The 22,297-nt window shown below is 72.3% G+C and carries 22 protein-coding genes; 8 read left to right on the top strand and 14 right to left on the bottom strand.

The window, feature by feature from the left end; translation table 11 throughout:
* Window positions 1–113: 113 nt before the first annotated feature.
* Window positions 114–641, top strand: a complete 528-nt coding sequence (locus EI169_RS01815; RefSeq protein ID WP_125130446.1) for a hypothetical protein — start codon at window positions 114–116, stop codon at window positions 639–641.
* 11 nt (window positions 642–652) lie between these two features.
* Complete coding sequence (locus EI169_RS01810) at window positions 653–1,450, top strand: HNH endonuclease signature motif containing protein (RefSeq protein WP_125130444.1); 798 nt, start codon at window positions 653–655, stop codon at window positions 1,448–1,450.
* Here the strand turns inward: EI169_RS01810 and EI169_RS01805 are convergent.
* From EI169_RS01805 to EI169_RS01745, 13 genes are all read right to left on the bottom strand, one after another.
* Window positions 1,447–3,252 (bottom strand): amylosucrase, encoded by a 1,806-nt coding sequence (locus EI169_RS01805; protein ID WP_240640553.1) that lies wholly within the window; start codon window positions 3,250–3,252, stop codon window positions 1,447–1,449. The two genes, EI169_RS01810 and EI169_RS01805, sit on opposite strands and share 4 nt — an antisense overlap.
* A gap of 62 nt (window positions 3,253–3,314) precedes the next feature.
* Window positions 3,315–4,739, bottom strand: coding sequence for an FAD-dependent monooxygenase (locus tag EI169_RS01800; RefSeq protein ID WP_125130442.1), 1,425 nt, complete (start codon window positions 4,737–4,739; stop codon window positions 3,315–3,317).
* A 142-nt stretch (window positions 4,740–4,881) separates the two neighbouring features.
* On the bottom strand, window positions 4,882–6,228 hold the full coding sequence (locus tag EI169_RS01795; protein WP_125130440.1) for an FAD-linked oxidase C-terminal domain-containing protein: 1,347 nt from the start codon (window positions 6,226–6,228) through the stop codon (window positions 4,882–4,884).
* A complete protein-coding gene (locus EI169_RS01790; protein ID WP_125130439.1) occupies window positions 6,225–7,226 on the bottom strand; it encodes a 2-dehydropantoate 2-reductase N-terminal domain-containing protein in 1,002 nt (333 codons plus the stop codon). The genes EI169_RS01795 and EI169_RS01790 overlap by 4 nt, the downstream gene beginning before the upstream one ends.
* Complete coding sequence (locus tag EI169_RS01785; protein ID WP_125130437.1) at window positions 7,223–8,833, bottom strand: ABC transporter ATP-binding protein; 1,611 nt, start codon at window positions 8,831–8,833, stop codon at window positions 7,223–7,225. Before EI169_RS01785 ends, EI169_RS01790 begins: the two co-directional genes overlap by 4 nt.
* On the bottom strand, window positions 8,830–9,711 hold the full coding sequence (locus EI169_RS01780; RefSeq protein WP_125130435.1) for an ABC transporter permease: 882 nt from the start codon (window positions 9,709–9,711) through the stop codon (window positions 8,830–8,832). Before EI169_RS01780 ends, EI169_RS01785 begins: the two co-directional genes overlap by 4 nt.
* Complete coding sequence (locus tag EI169_RS01775; RefSeq protein ID WP_125130433.1) at window positions 9,708–10,664, bottom strand: ABC transporter permease; 957 nt, start codon at window positions 10,662–10,664, stop codon at window positions 9,708–9,710. Before EI169_RS01775 ends, EI169_RS01780 begins: the two co-directional genes overlap by 4 nt.
* 2 nt (window positions 10,665–10,666) lie before the next feature.
* Window positions 10,667–12,331 (bottom strand): ABC transporter substrate-binding protein, encoded by a 1,665-nt coding sequence (locus tag EI169_RS01770; protein WP_205783859.1) that lies wholly within the window; start codon window positions 12,329–12,331, stop codon window positions 10,667–10,669.
* Window positions 12,328–13,521 carry an acyl-CoA dehydrogenase family protein gene (locus EI169_RS01765; protein WP_125130431.1) on the bottom strand — a complete coding sequence of 398 codons (1,194 nt, stop codon included), beginning with the start codon at window positions 13,519–13,521 and terminating at the stop codon, window positions 12,328–12,330. Before EI169_RS01765 ends, EI169_RS01770 begins: the two co-directional genes overlap by 4 nt.
* Window positions 13,518–14,660, bottom strand: coding sequence for an LLM class flavin-dependent oxidoreductase (locus tag EI169_RS01760; RefSeq protein WP_125130429.1), 1,143 nt, complete (start codon window positions 14,658–14,660; stop codon window positions 13,518–13,520). Before EI169_RS01760 ends, EI169_RS01765 begins: the two co-directional genes overlap by 4 nt.
* Window positions 14,657–15,532 (bottom strand): sulfurtransferase, encoded by an 876-nt coding sequence (locus EI169_RS01755; protein WP_125130427.1) that lies wholly within the window; start codon window positions 15,530–15,532, stop codon window positions 14,657–14,659. The genes EI169_RS01760 and EI169_RS01755 overlap by 4 nt, the downstream gene beginning before the upstream one ends.
* A 273-nt stretch (window positions 15,533–15,805) precedes the next feature.
* Window positions 15,806–17,113, bottom strand: a complete 1,308-nt coding sequence (locus EI169_RS01750) for an aminotransferase class I/II-fold pyridoxal phosphate-dependent enzyme (RefSeq protein ID WP_125130425.1) — start codon at window positions 17,111–17,113, stop codon at window positions 15,806–15,808.
* A complete protein-coding gene (locus tag EI169_RS01745; RefSeq protein ID WP_240640546.1) occupies window positions 17,110–18,312 on the bottom strand; it encodes an aminotransferase class I/II-fold pyridoxal phosphate-dependent enzyme in 1,203 nt (400 codons plus the stop codon). The genes EI169_RS01750 and EI169_RS01745 overlap by 4 nt, the downstream gene beginning before the upstream one ends.
* A 176-nt stretch (window positions 18,313–18,488) precedes the next feature.
* On the opposite strand from EI169_RS01745, the gene EI169_RS01740 reads away from it, so the two are divergent.
* Complete coding sequence (locus tag EI169_RS01740; protein WP_125130423.1) at window positions 18,489–18,830, top strand: carboxymuconolactone decarboxylase family protein; 342 nt, start codon at window positions 18,489–18,491, stop codon at window positions 18,828–18,830.
* 42 nt (window positions 18,831–18,872) lie between these two features.
* Here the strand turns inward: EI169_RS01740 and EI169_RS01735 are convergent, their stop codons facing one another.
* Window positions 18,873–19,238, bottom strand: a complete 366-nt coding sequence (locus EI169_RS01735; RefSeq protein ID WP_240640545.1) for an ATP-dependent DNA ligase — start codon at window positions 19,236–19,238, stop codon at window positions 18,873–18,875.
* 193 nt (window positions 19,239–19,431) lie between these two features.
* On the opposite strand from EI169_RS01735, the gene EI169_RS01730 reads away from it, so the two are divergent.
* Genes EI169_RS01730 through EI169_RS01710 form a run of 5 tightly spaced genes read left to right on the top strand, consistent with a single transcriptional unit; the run spans window position 19,432 to window position 22,283 of the window.
* Window positions 19,432–19,713, top strand: coding sequence for a hypothetical protein (locus EI169_RS01730; protein WP_125130421.1), 282 nt, complete (start codon window positions 19,432–19,434; stop codon window positions 19,711–19,713).
* Between the two features lie 37 nt (window positions 19,714–19,750).
* On the top strand, window positions 19,751–20,332 hold the full coding sequence (locus tag EI169_RS01725; protein ID WP_164515401.1) for a GNAT family protein: 582 nt from the start codon (window positions 19,751–19,753) through the stop codon (window positions 20,330–20,332).
* Window positions 20,333–20,348: 16 nt separating this feature from the next.
* Complete coding sequence (locus EI169_RS01720; protein ID WP_125130417.1) at window positions 20,349–20,981, top strand: NAD(P)H-binding protein; 633 nt, start codon at window positions 20,349–20,351, stop codon at window positions 20,979–20,981.
* Window positions 20,978–21,418, top strand: a complete 441-nt coding sequence (locus EI169_RS01715; RefSeq protein WP_125130415.1) for a MarR family transcriptional regulator — start codon at window positions 20,978–20,980, stop codon at window positions 21,416–21,418. The genes EI169_RS01720 and EI169_RS01715 overlap by 4 nt, the downstream gene beginning before the upstream one ends.
* A complete protein-coding gene (locus EI169_RS01710; protein WP_125130414.1) occupies window positions 21,411–22,283 on the top strand; it encodes an NmrA family NAD(P)-binding protein in 873 nt (290 codons plus the stop codon). The genes EI169_RS01715 and EI169_RS01710 overlap by 8 nt, the downstream gene beginning before the upstream one ends.
* Window positions 22,284–22,297 lie beyond the last annotated feature (14 nt).

The following is a 22,297-nucleotide window of genomic DNA, read 5'->3' as shown; positions in this document are numbered from 1 at the left end:
TCCTCCCATCAGCGATACCCGCGGCCTATGGCGCGAGCGACGGAGCGCGGCGACCGAGACGAGGGCATGCGTCGGGCCCGGGCGATGTCGGAGGTTGGTGCGAGAGTAAGCGCATGGAAAGCTCCGCGAGTGTCGGTCATCGTGACGACGATGATGCGGCTCTCGCGTGCCTGATCGACGAGATCGTCGACATCCATGCGGCGATCGCATCGCTCGAAGCCGAACTCGCCACGCGCATGGCGGCCACCCAGCAGATCGCATACGAGCGCACCGCACGTCAGCCCCTCCCCTCCCAGATGCGGGAACTCGAAGAACGATCGATCGCCGCGGAGATCGGCCTGGCGACCCGGGTGAACGACCGGGCGGTGCAGAACCGGATGCACGACGCGCTCGAACTCATCCGGAACTACCCCGCCGCCCACTCCGCCCTCGCCGACGGCCGCATCTCGTCCCGCCACGCCGCCGTCATCGTCGAGACCGGACGGGCGCTGCAGGACCCGGACGCCCGCGCGCTGTACGAGGCGACGGTGTTGGAGCGGACGCTGCGCGATACCGCGCGCCGCGGACGAGGGCGTTCGCCGAACAGGTCGTGGAAGAGCTGCATCCCCGGTCGATCACGGAACGGCACCGGGAGGCGGTGAAGGGGCGGACGGTGTGGATGCAGCGCCGGGGCGAGGGCATGTCCGAACTGGGCATGATCGCGCCCACCGTCCTCGCCGAAGGCATCTGGGACCGGCTCACCCAGCAAGCCCACGAGACCAAGACCGTGCAGGTCGCCGCGCCCGAGGGTGACACCGAGGATGACGACGCGGTCTACGACCAGCGGAACCTGGACCAGATCCGCGCGGACATCGCCATCGACCTGCTCCTCACGGGCGGACCGAGCATCGACCCCACCACCGGCGCGGTCGCCGGACCGGCCGGCGGGCTCGCCGCCATCCAGGCGCGCGCGTCGATCGTGATCCCCGCCCTGACCGCAGCCGGGCTCGCCGACCGCGGCGCCACCCTCGACGGCGCCGTTCCGATCGACGCCGACACCGCCCGATCCCTGCTCGCCGGGGCACCGTCGTGGGAGCGGATCCTCACCCACCCCATCCACGGGCACGTCCTCGCCACCGACACCTACCGGCGACCCGCGAACCTCGACCGCTACCTCGCCGCGAGAGACGTGCACTGCCGATTCCCCGGGTGCCGTCGCCCCGCCCGGCAGTGCGACCGCGACCACAACCGCGACTGGGCGCTCGGCGGGACGACCGACGCGTGCAACCTCGCGTGCTTGTGCAAACGCCACCACACGCTCAAGACCGAGAAACCATGGAAACCGGTGCAGCTCCGCGACGGCAGCATCCGCTGGACTAGCCCCCTCGGAAGAGTGTCCACCGACCCACCCGAGCGGTACGTCATCTTCCGCGAAGACCCCGACCCCCCACCGGGCGACCCACCCTTCTAGCGGGGCGCCGGGGAGAGCCACACGAATCCGTGCGGCGGAAGGACGACGGGCTGCGTCAGGCCCACGTGCCGTTCGGTGACGGCGTCGACCGCGAGCTCCGGCATCCCGGCGAAGCGCTCGGCGGCGACCGTCTGCGGGAAGTCCGAGAAGTTCGCGAGGGCGAGCACGGAACCGCGCGCATAGCCCAGGACGTGCGGGTTGTGCGTGTGGAAGATCGACAGCGCATTTCCACCGAGTTCCGGCATCGCCTTCCGCAGCCGGATGAGCCGCTGCATCCGGCTGTACAGCTGCCCCGGCACGGTGTCGAGGTCGTCGCGCCGGGCGTAGAGCGCGGCGGGGTAGCGCGGGCGCCCGACCCATCGGGTGTCGTCGCCCTGGCCGGGCACGTCCAGCTGCGCGTAGTCGTTGAGCTGGCCGACCTCGTCGCCGAGGTAGATCAGCGGGATGCCGCCGGTGCTCAGCACGATCGAGTGGGCGAGCACGATGCGGTCCACCGCGCCGGGGTCATCCGCCTCAAGGCCGGCGAGCGACGCCGTCGTGCCCGAGATGCGGCAGTCGCCCGTGCGCGGATTGTCCTGGAACGGCACGCCGCGCGCGAAGCTCCCGGGGAAGCGGTCGACGAAGAAGGCGTTGAGGAACCGCCGGTGGTCGAACCCGTCGATGCCCCACCCCGCCGCATCCTCGTCCGAGAACGTCCACCCGATGTCGTCGTGACTGCGCACGTAGTTCACCCACGCCGTGTGCGGCGGCAGCGCGTGCCGACGCTCGAGCGCCTGCGACAGCAGATTCACCTCGCGCGTCGCGAGGGAGTTCCAGATCAGCGCCATCTGCAGCGGGTTGTAGCTGATCTGACATTCGTCGGGCCGGATGTAGGCGACGACGTCGTCGGGGTGGACGATGGCCTCCGACTTGAACAGCAGCGACGGCGCCGCGATACGGCACACGGCGTTGAACGCCTGCAGCAGCAGGTGCGCTTCGGGCAGGTTCTCGCTCGACGTGCCGAGCTGCTTCCAGATGAACGCGACCGCGTCCATGCGCAGAATGCCGACGCCGCGATTGGCCAGCTGCAGCATCTCCCCCGCCATGGCGCGGAAGACACGGGGATTGCGGTAGTTGAGGTCCCACTGAAACGAGTGGAAGGTCGCCCACACCCAGCGGCCGTCGGGCAGCGGCACGAACGAGCCCGGATGGTCGTCGGGGAAGATCTCGCGCGTCGTCCGCTCGTACGCGTCCGGCATCTCACGGTCGGGGAAGATCAGGTAGAAGTCCTCGTACTGCGGGTCGCCGGCGAGCGCACGCCGCGCCCAGGCGTGCTCGTTCGAGGTGTGGTTGAAGACGAAGTCCACGACCAGCACGATGCCCGCCTCGCGCAGCTCGCCGGCGAGCTGCTCGAAGTCGGCCATCGTGCCGAGCGCGGGCGCGATGTCGCGATAGCTCGACACGGCGTATCCGCCGTCGGAGTTCTCCTCCGGCGCGAGGAACAGCGGCATGAGATGCAGGTAGGTGAGCCCGAGCTCCTGGAAGTACGGGATCCGCGCGCGGATGCCGGCCAGGTCGCCCGCGTACAGGTCGACGTAGCAGACGCCGCCGAGCATGTCGTTGCCCGTGAACCAGTCGGGGTCGGCCTCGCGCGCGTCGTCGAGGGCGCGCAACTCGCGCGAGCGCTCGCCCCACGATCGCTCGAGATCGTCGACCAGCCCGTCGAACTCGGGCCCGTCGGCCACGGCGTCGCCGTAGATCCGTCGCCACAGGGAACGCAGCCGTGGCAGCTCCGCATCGAGCCGCTCCGTGAAGGAGGTCACCCCTGCATCATGCCCCACGTGGGGGCCCGACGCCCGGCGCGGCTGTGATCCGGTCACGTCGATCAGCGCGCCGCTGCTCCGAACCAGCGGTGCAGCGCCGCGTCGAGGTCCGCCTGGTCCTCCCCCGCCCACGCCACGTACCCGTCGGGGCGGATGAGCGCGGCCGGGTGCGGGAAGGGTGCGCCGGGCTCGGCGAGCCGGTCGACCCGGTCGCTCCACCCGGTGATGGCGAGGGCGCCCGTCCGGTCGAGAAGGATGCCGCGTCCCGTGTGCATGCGCGCGTAGAGGGTGCCCGACGCGAGCGGGAGGTCGGGCATCCGCCGGCCCACCGGATCGGGGCCGTCGCCGACGTCATAGCGGATGTCGAGCCCGGCGACCTTCTCCGCCAGATGCAGCGCGGCGTCGTCGAGGTCGAGGAGCTCCGTGAGAAGTCGGCGCACGGCGCGGGGACCGGGTTCGTCGACGATGAGCTCCGACTGGGCGCGCGTGAGGTTCAGCACATCGTCGGCGACGGGGCGGCGTTCGCTCTCGTAGCTGTCGAGGAGCCCTTCGGGCGCCCACCCGGCCGCCTCCGCTGCGAGCTTGAACCCGAGGTTGACGGCGTCCTGGATGCCGAGGTTCAGACCCTGGCCCCCCAGCGGCGGATGCACGTGCGCCGCGTCGCCCGCCAGCAGCACTCGGCCGACACGGTAGCGCTCGGCGAGCCGGGTGGCGTCAGTGAAACGCGAGATCCAGCGTGGGGAGTGGGCGCCGAAGTCGGTGCCGCCCACGGCCCGGAGGCGCGCGCGGAACTCGTCGACGTCGGGCGGCGTGCTCCGATCCTCGCTGACCGTCGCCGCCGGAACGACGGCGCGGTGCCAGCCGTTGCCCGCGGGCCCGATCCCGAAGCCCTTCTGGGTCGCCCGTACCCGCTCGGAGACCGCGGCGACCTCCGTCGGGTCGGCCGTGATCCGCACCTCCGCGAGCAGCCATTCCGTGCGCGCCGGCTCGCCGGGAAAGGCGACGCCCAGCAGCTTGCGCACGAGGCTGCGGCCGCCGTCCGCGCCGACCAGCCACGCGGCGCGGAGCGCATCGCCGTGCGTCAGCTCGACGGTCACGCCGGCGTCGTCCTGCGTGAATCCGGCGAGCTCGGCGCCGCGCCGGATCTCCGCACCGAGCTCCGACGCGCGCTCCGCCAGCAGGCGGTCGGTGACCGGCTGCGCGATACCGAGGAGGTAGCCGTGCGGGATGCCGAGATCGATGCGCGGACCCTCGATCCCCGCGAATCGCCCCGCCCCCGGATAGGGCGTCCCCTCTGCGAGGAAGCGATCGAGGATCCCCCGCTGATCCAGGATCTCGATGCTGCGGGGATGCAGGCCGAGCGAGCGGACCACGGGGCTCGGCTCGAGATCGCGTTCGAGCACGAGGACGTCCACCCCGTGCAGCCTCAGCTCCGCGGCCAGCATCATCCCCGTCGGCCCGCCACCGCTGATGATCACGTCGTGCATGCGTCTCCCCTCGCCGGGCCGACGCCCGGACGGCCGCCCAGTCTGCCCCGTCGAGGGGCCCTTGCCGCAAGCCCCCGGTGCCCCGATATCCTGGACACGGCAGGGGGCGACGCCCACACGCGCGGTGCCTCCCGGGTGCCGGTCAGGTCGTCGAGCCGGGGTTGAGGATTCCCACCGGATCGAATGCGGCCCGGATGCGCCGCTGGAGCGCCACGACCTCCGCGCCGAGCTCGCGCTCGGCCCACAGGCGCTTGGCCCGACCGACGCCGTGCTCGGCGGTGATCGTCCCGCCCAGTTCGAGCGCGAGCGCGAAGATGCGGTCGGCGGCGCGCTGCGCCGCCGGGGGGACCGGCGCATCCGGCGCGGCGGTGTCGGTCACGATGATCGGATGGAGGTTGCCGTCGCCGGCGTGACCGAAGACGAAGATGCGCACCTGCTCTTCCGACGCGATGCGCTCGATCGCCTGCACGGCCGTGGCGAGGCGGCCGCGCGGCACGGCGATGTCCTCGATGAGCGGGCGACCGAGGGCTTCGAGCGCCGGAAGGGCACGACGTCGCGCGAAGAGCAGACGGTCGGCGTCGGCCTCGTCCATCGACCACTCCACGGCCGCCGCGAGGGAGGAGATGGCCGCCACGACCACGCGCGCCTCTTCCTCGGCGCCGAACCCGTCCGTCTGTGCGACGAGCAGGGCACCGCCCTGCGCGCTCAGCACCGTGCCCTCGAGGGCGTCGATGGCTGCCAGCGTCGCGTGGTCGATGATCTCGAGCACCGCCGGCCGCGCGCCCGATCGGGTGATGGCGGACACCGCGGCGGCCGCCGCGCCGATGTCGACGAAGGTCGCCGAGATCGTCGCCGTGCGCACGGGCCGCGGCAGGAGGCGGAGCGTCGCACCGACGACGACGCCGAGCGTGCCCTCCGAACCCGTGACGAGGGCGACGAGGTCGTAGCCGGCGACGCCCTTGATCGTGTCCCGGCCCACGTGCACGAGGGTGCCGTCGGCGAGGACGACGTCGAGCGCCAGCACGTGGTCGCGCGTGACGCCGTACTTCGCCCCGCGCAGGCCCCCGGCGTTCGTGGCGATGTTGCCGCCGATCGTGGAGATCCCGACGCTGCCCGGGTCGGGGGCGTAGCGCAGGCCGTGAGCGGATGCGGCGGCGTCCAGGTCCGCCGTGATGACGCCGGGCTCGACCCGCGCGAGCTGCTCTTCGACGTCGATCTCGAGGATGCGCTTCATCCTGGAGAGGTCCAGGACGAGCGCGCCGTCGATCCCCGACGCGCCGCCGGCAAGCCCCGTTCCCGCACCCCGCGCGATCACCGCGGTGCCCGTGCGGTGCGCCCACCGCATCAGCGAGACGACCTCCTCCACGGAGGTGGGGGCCGCGACGCCCGCAGGAGGAACGGCGCCCGGCCACCCGGAACGATCAGCGGCCGCCGTGCGCAGCCGCTCCTGTTCGGCACGCACGAGGGGGTGCGCGATGGTGCCGCTCATGCGACGGTCCGCCGCCGCGCGTCGGCGTCGACTCTGCGCAGCTCGGGCGGGAGGGGCGCACGGCCGGGTGCACCCTGTCGTGCGGCCCACGCGCCGAGGGCGCGTGCGACGGCGGAGTTGAGCGGCGCGGGGACGCCGATGCTCCGCGCGATGAGGACGATCTCGCCGCTGAGGAAATCCACCTCGTGCGTCGTGCCGCGAGCGAAGCTCTGCCACGTGGACAGGTGCCCCGGCTGATGTCCCGCCACGTCTCCGATCTGCAGGCGAATCCCGCCGTCCGACGGCGGTGCGACAGGGAGGCCGGCGGTGTCGAAGATGTCACGCGCTTCCTCCGCCAGTGCTCGCTCGATCACGGCCGCCGTCGCCGCGTCGGCGTCGAACACGTCCACCACGTTGCGGAGGTTCGCGAGGAGCTTCCGGCGCTTGGCGGCAGCGATGTCGGGCTCCACCGTGGCGGCGAAGCCGGCTTGCGCGAATGCGGCGCGATACCGCTCCTCCTCCGCGGGAAGCGGCGCGGGGTAGCCGCCGAGCCACGCGGCTCCCACGACGGGATGCGCCGGCGAGACGACCACGCCGGGTTCGAGGTGGCTCGCGGGGATCCCGATCGACACGCCGACGACCGTCGGGAAGCGGCGGAGCGCCGTCTCCTCCGTCGAGAGCCCGTTCTGCAGCGTCAGGATGGGCAGATCGGCCACGACACCGCGACCGTCGGCGAGCGGCACCCACGCGGAGGCCGCGATCGCGGCCTCCGCGTCCTGCGCCTTGACCGCCAGTACGACCGTGTCGGCGGGCGTCGGCTGCGCGTGGGCGATGCCGGGCACGACGGGGACCCGGACGATGTCGTCGCCGGTCGGACGACGCACACGCAGTCCGCGCGCGCGGATCGCGTCGTAGGCCGCGCCACGGGCGACGAGGACGACCGGCACGCCCGCGAGCGACCACTGCGCGGCGAGGACGCCGCCGACGGCGCCTGCCCCGATGACGATGTACCGGCTCATGCGGCCTCCCCCAGCGCTCTGCCGGGAACCGCCTCGAGCAGCGCGGCCGTGTGCGGATGCTGCGGCCGCTGGAGCACCTCGGCGGCCGGCCCGTGCTCGACCACGCGCCCTCGGTGCACGACGGCGACCTCGTGCGCGATCTCGGCGACGACGCTCAGGTCGTGCGACACGAAGACGTACGACACCCCGAGGTCGTCTTGCAGGCGCGTGAGCAGGCGCAGGATCTGGTCCTGCACCGACACATCCAGCGCCGACACCGGTTCATCCAGATAGATCACCTCCGGCTCGATCGCGAGCGCCCGGGCGATGGCCACGCGCTGACGCTGCCCACCCGAGAGCTCGGCGGGCCGGCGACGGGCCGCGTCCGAGGGCAGGCCGACGAGATCGACGAGCTCGGCCACGCGCGCACGACGCGTGCGACCATCGCCGATCCCGAACGCGACGAGGGGCTCGGCGATGCTGCGTCCGACCGTGAATCGCGGGTCGAGCGAGGAGAACGGGTTCTGCTGCACGAGCTGGAACCGCCGGCGCAGCGGGCGGGCCTCACGCCAGCCGAGGCCCGTCAGCGAGGTGCCGTCGAAGCGGACCTCGCCACGCGAGGGCGTCTCGACGCCCAGGGCGAGCCGCAGCAGGGTGGTCTTCCCCGAGCCCGACTCGCCCACGACGGCGAGCGTGCGCCCGGCATGGGCGGTCAGGGTGACGTCGTCCACGGCGCGGATCGAGGGCGCGCTCCCGCCGCGGGGCAGGGCGAAGTCCTTCGTCGCTCCGATCCACTCCACCACCGGACGCGCCGGCGCGCGTGCCGCACGCGGCGGCGCCGATCGCCATGCTGGAGCCGCGGCCAGCAGACGCCGCGTGTACGGGTGCCGCGGCGCGGTGAGCACGTCGCGCGCCGGACCGGTCTCGACGACCTCGCCCTGCGACATCACGACGATGCGATCGGCCCGGTCGGCGGCGACCCCGAGGTCGTGCGTGATGATCACGAGCGCGATGCCGCGCTCGCGCACGAGGCGGTCGAGGTGGTCGAGGATGCGCTTCTGCACCGTGACGTCGAGGGCGCTCGTGGGTTCGTCGGCGACGAGGATCTCCGGGTCGCCCGCGAGCGCGATGGCGATGAGCACGCGCTGACGCAGGCCGCCCGACAGCTCGTGCGGGTACTGCCGCGCGCGCACCGCCGGATCGTCGATGCCCGCCTGGGAGAGCGCGTCGAGCACGGCGACGTCGACGAGCGGTCCGCGCACGCCGCGCAGGCGCACCGCCTCGGCCACCTGCTGGCCGACACGCTGGGTCGGGTTCAGAGACACGGTCGGGTCCTGCGGCACGAGCCCCACGGTCCGCCCGCGGATTCGACGCGCCACGCGCTCGGGCGCGGTGGCGAGGTCCGCCTCGCCCACCCGTGCGCGGCCGGCGACGACCCGCGCCTGCGGCGGAAGAAGCCCGAGCAGCGTCAGGGCGGCGGTGGTCTTGCCCGATCCGGACTCGCCGACGATGGCGAGCCGCTCCCCCGGCGCGACGGAGAACGAGACGCCGTCGAGGGCGCGGGTCGTCCGCGCACCGCGGCGGTACTCGACGACGAGGTCGGCGACGTCGATCACGGGCTCGGTCATCGCTGCGCCTCCTCGAGCGTCTTGGCGAGGTGGTTCAGGGACAGCACGACGACGGCGACGAACAGGCCGGGGATGAGCGACACCCACGGCGCGGTCACCAGATAGTCCCGGCCATCCGCGATGAGCGTCCCCCATTCTGCGGCGGGCGGAGCCGCGCCGAAGCCGAGGAAGCTGAGCGAGGCGACCGCGAGGATCGCGGCCCCGACGTCCAGGACCGCGAGCACGACGACCGGGCCCCAGGAGTTGGGGAGGATGTGGGTGAGGAGGATCCGGCCCCACGATGCGCCGCCGACGCGCGCCGCCTCGACGTACGGCAAGGTACGCACGCGCAGCACCTCGGCGCGCGTGGTGCGGGCGAAGCCGGGGATGATCCCGATGCCGACGGCGACGGCCACCGGGATCGTGCCGAACCCGAGCGCGGTCACGATCGCGAGGGCGAGCAGGAGACCCGGGATCGCGAGGAAGACGTCGACGATCCGCATGATCACGGCGTCCACGACGCCGCCGACGAAGCCCGACACGACGCCCAGGGCGAGCCCCGCCACGAGGGCGAGCCCGACGGCGAGCGCGGTCGCGGCGATCGTGAGCCCCGAGCCGTGCACGACGCGCGAGAACAGGTCGCGGCCGAGCTCGTCGGTGCCGAACAGGTGCGCGAGGCTCGGCGGCTGCAGGCGGTCCAGGGGCGCGGTCGCGGTCGGGTCGTACACCGCGAACAGCTGTGGAGCGATCGCCGAGAGCACCGCGAACGCGACGACGGCGAGCGTGAGCGCCACGCCGGGGCGCACGACGGCGTGCCACGGCCGGCGTCCGCGCGCGATCCGTTCGACGGCGACGCGATCGCGTGCCGGGGCGGGAGCCTCCAGGAGCAGTTCGGTCATGCGCGGCTCACTCTCGGGGTGCGGGCGATGCGGGGATCGAGCAGGGGATACAGCAGATCGACGACGAGGTTGACCAGGACGAAGGCGCTCGCCGCGAGCACGACGATCGCCTGCACGACCGGCACGTCCTGCGCGAGCACGCTCTCCTGGGCCAAGCGGCCGAGCCCTTGCCGCGAGAAGACCGTCTCCACGACGATCGATCCGGTCACCGTCGCGCCGACGAGGAGCCCGAGGATCGTGAGGGTCGGAAGGGCGGCGTTGCGGAAGGCGTGCCGCAGCTGCACCGCTCCGCGGCTGAGCCCTTTGGCACGCGCGGTGGCGATGTACGGCTCGCCGAGCGTGTCGTCGAGACTGCGGATGAGCACCTGGGCGAGCACCGCGGAGGTCGGGACGGCCATCGTGATCGCGGGCAGCACGTAGCTCTGCGGACCGATCGAGCCCATCGCCGGCAACCAGCCGAGCGTGAACGCGAACACCTGGATCAGCAGCAGGCCGATCCAGAAGTTCGGGACGCTGACCCCCACCGCGGGGAGCCGTCGCAGCAGGGCGGCCAGCGGCCCCCGCGGGACGCGGACGGCGAGGAGGGCCAGGCCCACGCCGGCGACGAGCGCGATGAGCACCGCGACGCCGCTCAGCGTCGCCGTCGCCGGCAGCCGCTCCCCGAGCAGCTGAGCGACCGGCACCTGCTTCGCGTACGAGGTGCCGAAGTCGCCGCGCAGCACGCCCGCGAGCATGCCCAGGTACTGCTGCCACACGGGTCGATCCAGTCCCAGCCGTGCCTCCGCGACCTCGCGCTGCTCGGGTGTCAGCGAGTCGATCTCGACGTTGTTGGCCGCCAGCTGCAGCGCGACGGGGTCGCTCGGCAGCACGTGCAGGATCACGAAGGTCGCGGTGTAGGCCGCCCAGAGGACGACCGCGGCCTGGCCGACTCGGCGCAGCACGTACCAGGCCATGCTCAGCCCTCGGTCTTCCAGATGTCGTAGTACGACAGGAACGACTCGCTCGTGAAGCGGAAGCCCTGCACCGACGGCGCGGTGGCGGCGTACTGCACGCGCTCGAACACGGGGAACGTCACTCCGTCGTCGACGAGCAGGGCCTGCAGGCGCGCATAGGCGTCGGTCCGGGCCTCCTGGTCGATGTCGGTGATCCCGGCGTCGAACAGGGACTGGATCTGCGCGGCCGTCTCGGGGTCGGCGGCGTTCTGCGCGAACGCCTTCGACGAGGCGTAGCGGTCGTCGATGATCCACTGCAGCACCGACGGGTCGGCACGCGTGTAGTAGGTCGCGAGCACGTCGTAGTCGCCGCCGGAGATGATCGAGGCGCGATCTGAGGCCTGGTAGACCTTCAGCTCGAAGTCGATGCCGACCTGCTTGAGCTGGTCCTGGAGCAGCACGTCGCCCGGCGTCTCGGCGGTGATCGGCTGCACGATCGTCAGCTGCTGCCCGTTCTTCGTGCGGTACGTCGCGCCGTCCGCGAGGGTCCAGCCCGCCTCGTCGAGGAGCTCTGCGGCGCCTTCCGGGTCGTACGCGAGCGCGTCGTCCTGCGCGCCGAAGAACGGGGTCGTGGAGTCGTAGGCCCCCGCGACCACGGGGTAGTCGTCGCCGTAGATGGTCGTGGCGTAGGTCTCCCGGTCGATGGCCTTCTGCAGCGCCTGACGCACCAGCGGGTCGGAGAGCACCTTGCCGTCCGCGACGTTCGGGAAGAGCGAGTAGGAGACGCCCGGCAGCGGCCGCGAGTGCAGCTGGGCCCCGCTGGAGGTGAGCAGCGCCTGGTCCTCGGGCGTGAAGGGGTTCCGCGGCCAGGCCACGTCGCTCGCCCCGCTGGTCAGGTTGCCTACCCGGACGCTGTCCTCGGCGACGTAGTTGATGTGCACGGCGTCGAGGTACGCCTCGCCCTCGTGGGCGTTGAGCGAGCTCGCCCAGTCGTAGCCGTCGCGGCGCGACAGGTCGATGCCCTCGCCGGGCGTGTAGTCGTCGAGCACGAACGGGCCGGACCCGACGAACTTCCCCAGGCACCGGTCGGCCGGCGTGGCGTCGTAGGAGGCCGGGGAGAGGATGGCGAGGTTGGTCGTGGAGGTGCCCTGCAGGAACGCCGAGTTGGGCGTGGCGAACTGCACCTGGACGGTGTGCTCGTCCAGCGCTGTGGCGGTGTCCAGACCGGCGATGTAGACGCCGCCGTACGCGCCGGGCACTGCGGCGAGGGTCTCCTGGGCGCTGTCGAACGTGCGCACGACCGCGGCCGCGTCCAGCGGCGTGCCGTCGCTGAAGGTCACGTCGTCGCGCAGCTCGAACGTATAGGTGAGCTGGTCGTCGCTCACCGTCCACGACGTCGCGAGCCACGGCACGATCTCGCCCGTCTCGGGGTCCTGATCGGTGAGCGAGTCGGCGACGTTGCGGATGACCTGGCGGCTCTCGATCCAGTACGTCTGGAACGGGTCGACGCACGCGAACGCGGCGTTGTCGGGCCAGAACTCCACGGTCAGCTCGCCGCCGGCGACGGGATCTCCGGCCGCGCCGGTCGGCGACGCGCCGGTCGCCGTGCCGGCGCATCCGCTCAGGGCGAGGAGGGCCAGGGCGCCGGCGATCGCGATCGCGGGCTTTCGTCGGTGCAGGGTGGTCACGGTGTGGGGCCTTTCGAGAGCTGTGCGGAAGCAGGAGCGGGAAGAAGGAGGGCGCGGCCGGCGGCGAGGAGCGCCGCGTCGTCCTGGGGCGGATGCGGACGCGCGCACAGGACGTCGCGCAGGTGCCGCTCGAACGGACGCGCGCGCGTGAGTCCGGGGTTGCCGATCGCGGCGACGATGCCCTGCACCGCGGCGATCGCGGCGCGCGAGGTGAGCAGCTTGGCCACGGCGAGGTCGTCGGCGCGCACCCGGCCGTGGTCGATGTCGGCGGCGAGCGCCGCGAGGGTCAGCTCGGCCGAGCGGACCTGGGCGTGCGCCTCACCGGCGACGGTCTGGATGCGCTCGAGGGTCGCGATCGGGCGGCCGAGCGAGCTCGGCACGCGCTCGCGAGCGAACGCGACGAACGCGGCCGCAGCGGCGCGCGCGACCCCGACGTACAGCGACGGCACCGCGAGGGACAGCGGACCGGTCAGCGGCGGGTTGTTGCGCACGCTGCCGATCGGCGCGCCGGCGAAGTTCTCGAGCGGCACGACGACGTCGTAGATGACGTCGTGGGTGGAGCTCGCCCGCATGCCGAGGTGGTCCCACGTGCGCACCACCTCGACGCCGTCCGCGTCGCCGGGCACGATGACGTGGCCGACGCGCGGCTCCGGCTCGTCGGTGACGACCCACACGAGGTGGTACGCGAGCCCTTCCGAGCCCGTCGCGAACGCCTTGCGTCCCACCACGTGCCAGCCGTCCGCGACGCGATGCGCCGTCGTGGCGGGCAGCCCGCCGCGCGCGGGAGCGCCCAGCTCCGGCTCGGCGCGCACCGCGTTCAGCAGCACCGGACGCTCCTGCGACTCGGCCAGCACCCGCTCGTAGAGCTCGGTCGGCCAGGTGTCCGCCGCATCCTGCAGGGCGTGCTGGAGCTGGGTCATGGCCACCAGGAGCGCGACCGAGGGGTCGCCCTCGCCGAGGGCGAGGAAGACCGCGACGGTCTCCTCCGCGGTGACGCCGCGGCCCCCGAAGCGGCGCCCGACCGACGCGGTGAGCAGGCCCGCGTCGTGCGCCGCCCGCACGCCCGGCCACGGGAAGGACCCGTCCTGATCGTGCTCAGCCGCGTGCGCGGCGAGGGCGGCCGTCACCTCGGTCAGTTCCGCGGCGGTGAGCCGTCCGGGGAAGGCCAGTGCCGACGCTCGGCCGGTCATGCGCGCACGCCCTCCGCGATGGGAGGCTGGGCGACGATCTGGCCGCGCTGGCCGGTGGCCTCACGGTGGGCGAGCTCCTGGCGCACGAGCGGCAGGATGTAGCGGCCGTAGTCGATCGCGTCGTTGAGGTTGTCGTAGCCCCGGATGGAGATGAGGTCGGCGCCCAGGTCGACGTAGTCGAGGATCGCCGCCGCGACGGTCTCGTAGCTGCCGACGAGCGCGGTCGAGGCGCCCGCGGCGTTCGTGACCGCGGCGGGCTTGGTCCACAGCGCGCGATCGTGCACCTCGCCGCGGGCGGCCGCATCCAGCAGACGCTGCGAGCCGACGTTCTGCGGCTGTGCGCGGTCGTGCCGGAACGGGACCAGCCCGCCGTTCGCGTACGTCTCGGCGACACGCCCGACGTGCCGGTGCGCCTTCTCCCATGCGAGCTCGTCGGTCTCGGCGACGATGGGGCGGAAGGTGACCCAGATGCGCGGTCGGTCGCTGCGGCCCGCAGCGCGGGCCTCGGCGTACACCCGCTCGATCTGCTCGCGCGTGTCGGCGAGGGGCTCGCCCCACAGCCCGAAGATGTCGCCGACGGCACCGCCGACGCGATAGGCCGCGGCCGACGATCCGCCCACCGAGATGGGGATGGGGGCGTACGGCCGGAACCCCGGCCCGAAGTCCTCGAAGCGGTAGTAGCGACCCGCGTGGCTGAAGGGCTCGGGCTCCGTCCATGCGCGGCGCACGATGCGGATCCACTCCTCCGAGCGGTCGTATCGCTCGTCCTTCGAGAGGTGGTCGCCCTGCCGCGCCTGCTCGGCGTCGCTGCCGCCCGAGATGATGTGCACGACCGCGCGCCCGTCGGAGACCTGGCTGAGCGTGGCCAGCTGCTGCGCCGCCACCGTCGGGTAGACCGTGTTCGGTCGCACCGCGACGATCGGGGTGAGGCGCTCGGTCTGCGTGGCGACGGCCGTAGCCACGACGAACGAGTCGGCGCCGGCACTGCCGTAGGGAACGAGGGTGTAGTCGAAACCCGCGTCCTCGAGCACGCGTGCGTAGCGTCGCAGGTAGGCAGGATCGAGCGGCCGGCCGCCGCGGACCGGGTTGAGTTCGTCTCCCGGGCGGGTGTTGATGGCGCTGATGAATTCGACGGTCATGATGCGTGCTCCTTTCGAGCGGCGGGCGCGCCGGGCTCCGATCCGACCGCCACGGGGCGGTCGGGGTGGTTCGACCACTGGCTCCACGAGCCGGGGTACAGGTGCGGGCGGTAGCCGGCGAGGACGAGCGCGAGCGCAGCGTGCGACGCGGTCACACCCGACCCGCAGTAGACGCCCACGGTCGCGTCGGGCTGCACGCCCGCCGCGGCGAAGCGGGCGCGCAGGGCGTCGGGATCGAGGAAGCGGCCGTCGGCGTCGACGTTGCCGGTCGTGGGCAGGTTGACGGCTCCGGGGATGTGACCCGCGCGCGGGTCGATCGGCTCCGCGTCGCCGCGGTAGCGCTCCTCGGCGCGCACGTCCAGGAGGATGCCCGACCCGGCGAGCTCAGCGGCGTCGTCGATGTCGAGCACGGGCAGATGGCCCGGATGCAGCGACACCGACCCGGGCTCGACGTGCTCCTCGCCCTGTGCGAGCTCCCGTCCACTCGCCGTCCACGCGCGCAGCGAGCCGTCCAGGATGCGCACGTCGGCGAGTCCGGCGTCGGTGAGCAGCCACCACGCCCGGGCCGCCGAGAGCGACTTGAGGTCGTCGTAGACCACGACGGTGTCGCCGTCATGGATGCCCCACCGGCGCGCGGCGCGCTGCAGCGCCTCGCCGGCCGGCAGCGGGTGGCGCCCCTCGAGCGGCGAGGCGCCGTCGTCGGCGAGCTCGTGATCGAGGTCGACGTAGACGGCGCCGGGGATGTGGCCGTCGAGGTAGGCGGGCAGCCCGTCGGGGCGGTCCAGGCGCCAGCGCACGTCCAGCAGCCGGACGGGCGCGCCGGATGCGATGAGCTCGGCGAGCTCGTCGGCGGAGATCAGGGGGCCGGGCATCGTTCTCCCAGAGGTCGGGGCGAGGGGTGGCCCCCACAGTAGGGACGCGCCGGAGGGCGCCACGACGGTGGCGGCCGAATGTGACGGCACGTTGCATCCGGGCTTCCGCACACGTAGCGAGAGGGGCTCGCCAACGCGCCGAAATCGGGACGCGGCCGGGTGTTTTCCCGCGATGCGGCAGGACACCGGCGCGCTTCGCTCGCATGGCGGGAAGCGTCGGAATGCGTCGAAATGTGAACGCGGATGCCGCAGGGCGCGGGCGCGCGGACCCTCTCAGCGGGCGGGCGCGACGGCGTCGAGCGCCCGGCGCAGGTCGCGCACGATGTCGTCCGCGCGCTCGAGTCCGATGGAGAGCCGGACCAGGCCCGGTGTGATGCCGAGGGACAGTCGCTCGGTCTCCGACAGCTTGCCGTGGATTGTGCTGCCGGTGTGGATCGCGAGCGAGCGCACGTCGCCGATGTGCGTCATCTGGCTGACCAGGCGCAGGCCGTCGAGGAAGGTGCGTGCGGCCTCGCGCCCGCTGACGAGATCGATCGCGACGATCGATCCGGCGCCGTCGGGCAGGTACTTCTGCGCGAGGGAGCGGTAGGGGCTGTCCGCCAGCCCCGGATAGTGCACGGCCGCGACGGCCGGATGCGCGCGCAGCGCCTCGGCGACGCGCTGCGCATTGGCGACGTGGCGCTCCATCCGCAGCGAGAGCGTCTCCATGCCATGAAGCAGCAGGAAGGTGCTCGTGGGCGGCACCGTCGGACCGTACTCCAGCACGATCACCGACCGCACGTACGCGCCGAACGCCTGGGCGCCGAAGCGCTCGACGAACGAGGGCTGCCCGTTCGCACCCGGGTCGGTGAGCTGGGGGTACCGGGCGGCCGCGGCGGTCCAGTCGAATCGCCCGCCGTCCACGATGGCGCCGCCGATCACGGCACCGTGGCCGGCCAGCCACTTCGAGGTCGAGTGGATGACGACGTGCGCGCCCCATTCGAACGGTCGGCACAGGTAGGGCGTGGCGACGGTGTTGTCCACGACCAGCGGGATCCCGGCGCGGTCGGCGACCTGCCCGAGCTTCTCGAGGTCGACGACGTCGCCGAGCGGATTCGGGATCGACTCGGTGTAGATGGCCTTCGTGTTCGGACGCACGCGCGCGAGCCAGTCCGCGATCGGCGCGGCCGCGTCGACCGCCTCGAACTCCAGCCCTTGCCGGCGCAGGGCGCCGCGGAACATCTCCCGCGTGCCCTCGTAGAGGCTGCGCGTCGTGAGGATGTGGTCGCCCGCCGACGCGAGGGCGAAGAGCGCCGCGGCGATCGCGGCCTGGCCGCTCGCGACGAGGATGCCGTCGACGCCGCCCTCCAGGTCGGCGAGACGTCGACCGGCGACGATGTTCGTCGGGTTGTCGTTGCGCGAGTAGGCCCGGCGGCCGCTGCGGCCCGCGAATCGCTCCACGCCGTCGTCGAAGTCCTCGAAGACGTAGCCGGCCGTCTGATAGATCGGGGTGACCCGTGCGAACGCCTCGGCGTCGACGAATGCCCCGGCGTGGATCTGCCGGGTCTCGAAGCCGTGGCGCTCGTCCGGCTGGTCGCTCATGACGTCCCCCTCTGACGCACGGCATCCCCGAGGCGCTCGATCGCGGCGCGCAGGATCGGCCGCGGCGTGGCGAACACGAGCCGCACGTGGCGGTCGTAGCCCCGCCCGAGGAGGCGCCCGTCGGTCAGCACGACCCCCGCCCGTTCGCGGAAGAACTCCGCCGGCGACCCGGGGATGCCGAGCGCCGACGTGTCGATCCACGCGATGTACGTCGCGTCCGGGACCCGGTACCCGGCCGCCGGCAGGTGTTCGGCGAGGAGGCGGCCCACATCGTGGCGCTCCCCGTCGAGGTAGCGCAGCACCTCCTCCAGCCACGGTCCGCCCTCGCGGTAGGCGGCGGTGGATGCGACCACGCCAAGGGTCGACGCACCGTGCTGCACTGCGAAGCCGAACCGGCGGTAGACGCGCTGGTCGGCGTCGTTGGAGGTGATGAGCTGCGCGGTCTTCAGTCCCGGAAGGTTCCACGCCTTCGAGGCGCTCGTCCCCGTGATGGTGTGCGCCGCCGTCGCGTCGGAGAGCGACGCGTACGGCACGTGCGGTCGCCCGTCGTAGCGCAGCGGCGCGTGGATCTCGTCGGCGAACACGCGCCCGCTGTGGCGCTCCACGACGGCGGCGATGGCGAGGAGCTCCTCGCGCTCGAACACGGTGCCGGTCGGATTGTGCGGATTGCACAGCACGAGCGCGCGCGCGCCGGCCGCGAACGCGTCGTCGATGCGCTCGAGGTCGTGGTGCCAGCGACCGTCCGTCTCGATGCCCGGCACTTCGACGACCGGGTGGCCGAGCGTCGGCAAGTAGGTCAGGAACGGCATGTACGCCGGGGTGGGGACGATGACGGGCGAGCCGGGCGGCGCGTATTCGGTGACGGCGACGCCGAGCGCCGCCATGACGTCCGACACGGGATGCACCCGCTCGGGGTCGATCCCCCAGCCGTACGCGTCGCGCATCCACTCCGCGGTCGCCTCCCCGAGCCGGGCCGCCAGCGCCGGGGAGAGATAGCCGAGGGTCTCCTCGTCGATCGCGCGATGGAGCGCGTCCGCCACGGGCGGCGCGATGCCGAAGTCCATCTCCGCCACCCAGGCTCCGATCGCACCGGGATGCAGACTCCACTTGCGGCTCTCGGGGCGGTCGAGGCGCGCGCGCTCACGGAGGTCGAACGGATGCGCCGACACGGCGCCGTGCGCGCTGGGCATCGAGCTCATCCCTCTCCTGTCGCCGGCGGAGTGCGCATACCTGCACACGGTACTGCAGCCCCCTCCGGGCGGGTCGGGCGCGCGTCATCCGCCGACGGGTCTCGTCACGCGGCGTAACGCGTGCGGGCGCGCGGTTAGGCTCGCTCGCGCCGCGGGACCGCGCCGCTGCATCCGGAGAGGAACACATGAGCGAGCACTTCTACGACCCCGCCGACCGCGCCTACACCCGTGTCTACAAGGAGCACACGGCGGATGTGCTGGCCGCGTTCGCGGCGTTCGACGGCGCGGTCTTCGCCGCGGAGGGGCGCACCATCCCGCTGAAGTACCGCGAGCTGATCGCGCTCGCCGTGGCGATCTCGACGCAGTGCGTCTACTGCATCGACACGCATTCGCAGAAGGCGGTCGCCGCCGGCGCGACCGAGGCCGAACTGGCGGAAGCGGCATGGGTCACGACCGCGTTGAAGGCGGGCGGAGCTTACGCGCACGGCCGCCTCGGCTTCAAGCTCGCCGGCGCCCACACCCACTGAGCTGCGCCGCGTCGTCGGTGCGACCCGCTCGTCGGGTGTCGCTCATCCGTCGGCGTCCGCGATGGCGAACTTCATCGATTCCTGGGGGGCGTGGAGGCGCTCCACCTGGCGGGCGTCGGGCTCAGGGACGACGTAGAGGCCGTGCGGGCCGTTGGCGGTGTAGGTCAACGCCTGCAACCACGCCGGACTGATCGCCGGCGTGCGGCCGCCGTGGAACTTGAACACCAGGTTCGCGCCACGGTGGACCCACACCGACGTGCGCTTGCCGCCGACGCTGATGTCCTCCTTCCACGTGAACAGGAAGCACTCGTCGCGCCGGAGCTTGGACGTGATGACCTGCTGCAGGTGCGCGAGCAGACGATCCTCGAACTCGGCTTTGATCGTGTTCTCGAAGGTGAACTTGCCCATGATGGGCTCCTCCCGTGCGCGCGCGGGCCACCGGAATGTCCGAAGGGTCGGAAGGCGAGGGCTCCGGGGGGACCGCGCGTGCTGGTGACCTCCGACGCTCCTCCCCCTCCCGCCTGCCCGCAAGGGGGAAGCACGTTCCCGACCCTCCCCGATGCGCGCCCGGGCGTGTCGCATGCGCGTGCAGGCGTGTGGCATGCACGACCTGATGTACGCATCGTCATCGATCACGACGACCGATGCCGTGGCTGATGCGCTGCTCGGATATGCCGCACAACTGGCCGGACTCAATCGCGTCGACGTCGTGACGGTGCCCGTCATCCACGAGGGCCGCCCCGCGATGTGCCGCATCCTCATCGGCGCGGCCATCCCCTTAGCAGCGACACAGACCAGTGGGCACGAGGCCGACCTGCCCGGAGCGATGGAGGCCATGCTCGATCTCTCCCGGCGCCGCAACGCCAACTCCGTCGATTCGTGATCGGGCGTCGCGCTCTCGCTCGCCGGCTCAACTCCCGGTGGGACGGGGCCGCTGCGCCCAGATCCGTCGGCGCAATAGGACCGCGCTCGCGCGCTGGGAACCGGAGCGGTCGGAGGAGTTTTTCGCCGACGCGGCGCCGCAGGAGGCGCTCGTGCGTCGGCTGCAAGCGCGCGAGCGGGATGCCGCGTATCCCTATCTCATCGACCGTGCGGGCGTCGTCGCCGGCCTGATCAATATCGGCGCCGTCGAACGAGGAGCCTTCCAGAACGGCCGGCTCGGCTATTGGATCGACGAAGGCGAACGGGGTCGAGGGTTGGCGACTCGGGCAGTCGGCGCGGTCGTCATCGAGGGCCGTGACACCCACAGGCTGCGACGAATGGAAGCGGCGACATTGCTCGAGAATGAGCCCTCTCAGCGGCTGCTCCGACGGCTGGGCTTCGAGGAGATCGGTGTCGCGCGCCCGTACCTCGAGATCGCCGGGCGACGACAGGACCACATGCTCTTCCAGCGCCTACTGGGGCCCGAGCCAGCTGGCGGCGAGGTGGGATGTGACGTCGCGGCGGCGCAGCCGGACGCACACCCGCCGTGCGACGTCCGCCTGCCACGTCATAAACTTTAGCGGCTAAAGTGAGGGCATGACTCTCGCACTCTTCGGCGCGACCGGCAGGACGGGTCGCCGCGTCCTGGATCGCGCCCTCGCCGCCGGCTACCACGTCCGCGCGCTCGTGCGCGATCCCGCCGGCCTCGGAGTCTCGTCCGATCACCTCACGGTGATCACCGGCGATGTGCAGGACCCCGCTACCGTCGCCGCCACTGTCGCGGGGACGGACGCCGTCTTGAGCCTCTTCGGCCAGGTGAAAGGATCACCGCCGACGCTCCAGACCGACGGCACGCGTGTCATCGTCGACGCCATGCGCACGGCCGGTGTCCGGCGGATCGTCACCCTCTCGGGCGGGGGGCTCCGAGACGACGCCCACGACCGCCCGAAGGCCGCGGACCGGATCATCCGTTTCCTTCTGAGAACCCTGTCCGGCCAGGTTCTCGCAGACGCCGAAGGTCATCTCGAGGTACTCCGCTCCTCCCACACCGACTGGACCGTCGTGCGTGGACCTCGTCTCACCGAGAAGCCGGGAGTCGGCGGCTATCGAGTGGGATGGGTGGGAGTCAACGCGAGCACGCAGATCAGCCGCGACGATCTCGCCGATTTCATCCTCACGCAGGTCGACGATCGGCGATTCCTCCACGCGATGCCCTTCGTGAGCGCATGACCGCGCCCGCGCGCGACGAGGCGCTCCGGCGCGTGCTCGAGGGCGTGATCGCCGCCGGGCGTCTTCTCGGCGAGGCCCGCCGCCGCCCCTTCGCGGCAGCGGCGCTCACATCGTCACAGCTCGAGGCCCTCTTCGTCGTCTCGCACGCGACGGCGCCCGTCACCCCGGGGGCACTCGCCTCCCGCCTCGGGCTGACCGCGGGTGCCATCACACAGCTCGTCGACGGGCTGAAGCGCGCTGGGCTCGTCGAGCAGACTCCACACCCCGACGACGCTCGCTCGAGGGTCATCCGCTTGAGTGATTCCGCCCGGCGAGAGGTCGATGCCTTCGAGGCCGAGGTCGTGGCCGACATGCGACGACACGTCTCACGACTGACCGACGACGAGCTCGACCAGCTCGGACGGCTCCTCTCAAAGGTGGGAGCGGAAGATGAGTGAGTCCATCGGCGCAGTCCTGGTCACCGGTGCGACCGGCACAGTCGGCAGGTCCGTGGTCGCTGAACTGCGCGGCCGCGGAGCGCCAGTGATCGCCGCGGTCCGCGATCGCGACGACCCCGCCGCGGAAGCGCTCGGCGTGCCGCTCCGGGAGTTCTCCTTCGACGGCTCGATCGCCACCGCGCGGGCCACGCTCGCGGACGTCGATCGGGTCTTCCTCCTGCGACCGCCGCAGATCGCGGATGTCTCGGCCTTCCTCTTCCCCGTCATCGACGCGTGTCGCGACGCGGGCGTCCGTCAGGTGGTCTTCCTGTCCCTGCAGGGGGTCCAGGTCAACCGCGGGACGCCCCACCACGCGGTCGAGGCGTATCTCCGCGCTGTCGGCGCACCGTCGACGATGCTCCGCCCGAACTTCTTCATGCAGAACCTGACCGGCGTCCACGCCGCGGACATCCGCGATCGTGATGAGGTCTTCGTACCCGCGGGGCGTTCCTTGACGGCCCTCATCGACGCCCGCGACATCGGCCGAGTCGCCGCTCGGGTCTTCACGGAACCGGGTCATGTGGGCAAGGCGTACACGCTCTCGGGCGAACAGCCGCTCACCTACCGCGCGGTCGCGGAGACGTTGAGCGACGTGCTCGGCCGCCCCATCCGCTACAACCGGCCGTCGGAGGGGGCCTATCTCGACCGGATTCGCGCAGAAGGTGCGCCGCAGGACTATATCGACGTGCAACGGATGATCTATCGCATCGTGCGCGCCAACGTGTCGGCCCTTCCCAACCGCACGGTTCGGCGCCTGACCGGTCGCCCCGCGACCACCTTCCATCAGTTCGCCCTCGACCACCGCGACATCTGGACTCCGAGCTGAGTCGCCGCCGCTGA

This window comes from Microbacterium sp. 10M-3C3 (assembly GCF_003931875.1).
In the GTDB taxonomy this organism is placed as follows: Bacteria; Actinomycetota; Actinomycetes; order Actinomycetales; family Microbacteriaceae; genus Microbacterium.
Note: the sequence above shows the minus strand (reverse complement) of the source record. Positions and strands in the feature narration are given on the sequence as shown.

Excerpts from the sequence above, each read along its gene's own strand:
- EI169_RS01815 (WP_125130446.1), top strand. The coding sequence starts at position 114 with ATGGAAAGCTCCGCGAGTGTCGGTCATCGTGACGACGATGATGCGGCT.
- EI169_RS01715 (WP_125130415.1), top strand. The coding sequence starts at position 20,978 with ATGACCGCGCCCGCGCGCGACGAGGCGCTCCGGCGCGTGCTCGAGGGC.
- EI169_RS01785 (WP_125130437.1), bottom strand. The coding sequence starts at position 8,833 with ATGACCGAGCCCGTGATCGACGTCGCCGACCTCGTCGTCGAGTACCGC.
- EI169_RS01740 (WP_125130423.1), top strand. The coding sequence starts at position 18,489 with ATGAGCGAGCACTTCTACGACCCCGCCGACCGCGCCTACACCCGTGTC.
- EI169_RS01750 (WP_125130425.1), bottom strand. The coding sequence starts at position 17,113 with ATGAGCGACCAGCCGGACGAGCGCCACGGCTTCGAGACCCGGCAGATC.
- EI169_RS01775 (WP_125130433.1), bottom strand. The coding sequence starts at position 10,664 with ATGGCCTGGTACGTGCTGCGCCGAGTCGGCCAGGCCGCGGTCGTCCTC.
- EI169_RS01735 (WP_240640545.1), bottom strand. The coding sequence starts at position 19,238 with ATGGGCAAGTTCACCTTCGAGAACACGATCAAAGCCGAGTTCGAGGAT.
- EI169_RS01790 (WP_125130439.1), bottom strand. The coding sequence starts at position 7,226 with ATGAGCCGGTACATCGTCATCGGGGCAGGCGCCGTCGGCGGCGTCCTC.
- EI169_RS01800 (WP_125130442.1), bottom strand. The coding sequence starts at position 4,739 with ATGCACGACGTGATCATCAGCGGTGGCGGGCCGACGGGGATGATGCTG.
- EI169_RS01780 (WP_125130435.1), bottom strand. The coding sequence starts at position 9,711 with ATGACCGAACTGCTCCTGGAGGCTCCCGCCCCGGCACGCGATCGCGTC.
- EI169_RS01710 (WP_125130414.1), top strand. The coding sequence starts at position 21,411 with ATGAGTGAGTCCATCGGCGCAGTCCTGGTCACCGGTGCGACCGGCACA.
- EI169_RS01745 (WP_240640546.1), bottom strand. The coding sequence starts at position 18,312 with ATGAGCTCGATGCCCAGCGCGCACGGCGCCGTGTCGGCGCATCCGTTC.
- EI169_RS01765 (WP_125130431.1), bottom strand. The coding sequence starts at position 13,521 with ATGACCGGCCGAGCGTCGGCACTGGCCTTCCCCGGACGGCTCACCGCC.
- EI169_RS01720 (WP_125130417.1), top strand. The coding sequence starts at position 20,349 with ATGACTCTCGCACTCTTCGGCGCGACCGGCAGGACGGGTCGCCGCGTC.
- EI169_RS01795 (WP_125130440.1), bottom strand. The coding sequence starts at position 6,228 with ATGAGCGGCACCATCGCGCACCCCCTCGTGCGTGCCGAACAGGAGCGG.
- EI169_RS01760 (WP_125130429.1), bottom strand. The coding sequence starts at position 14,660 with ATGACCGTCGAATTCATCAGCGCCATCAACACCCGCCCGGGAGACGAA.
- EI169_RS01755 (WP_125130427.1), bottom strand. The coding sequence starts at position 15,532 with ATGCCCGGCCCCCTGATCTCCGCCGACGAGCTCGCCGAGCTCATCGCA.
- EI169_RS01730 (WP_125130421.1), top strand. The coding sequence starts at position 19,432 with ATGCACGACCTGATGTACGCATCGTCATCGATCACGACGACCGATGCC.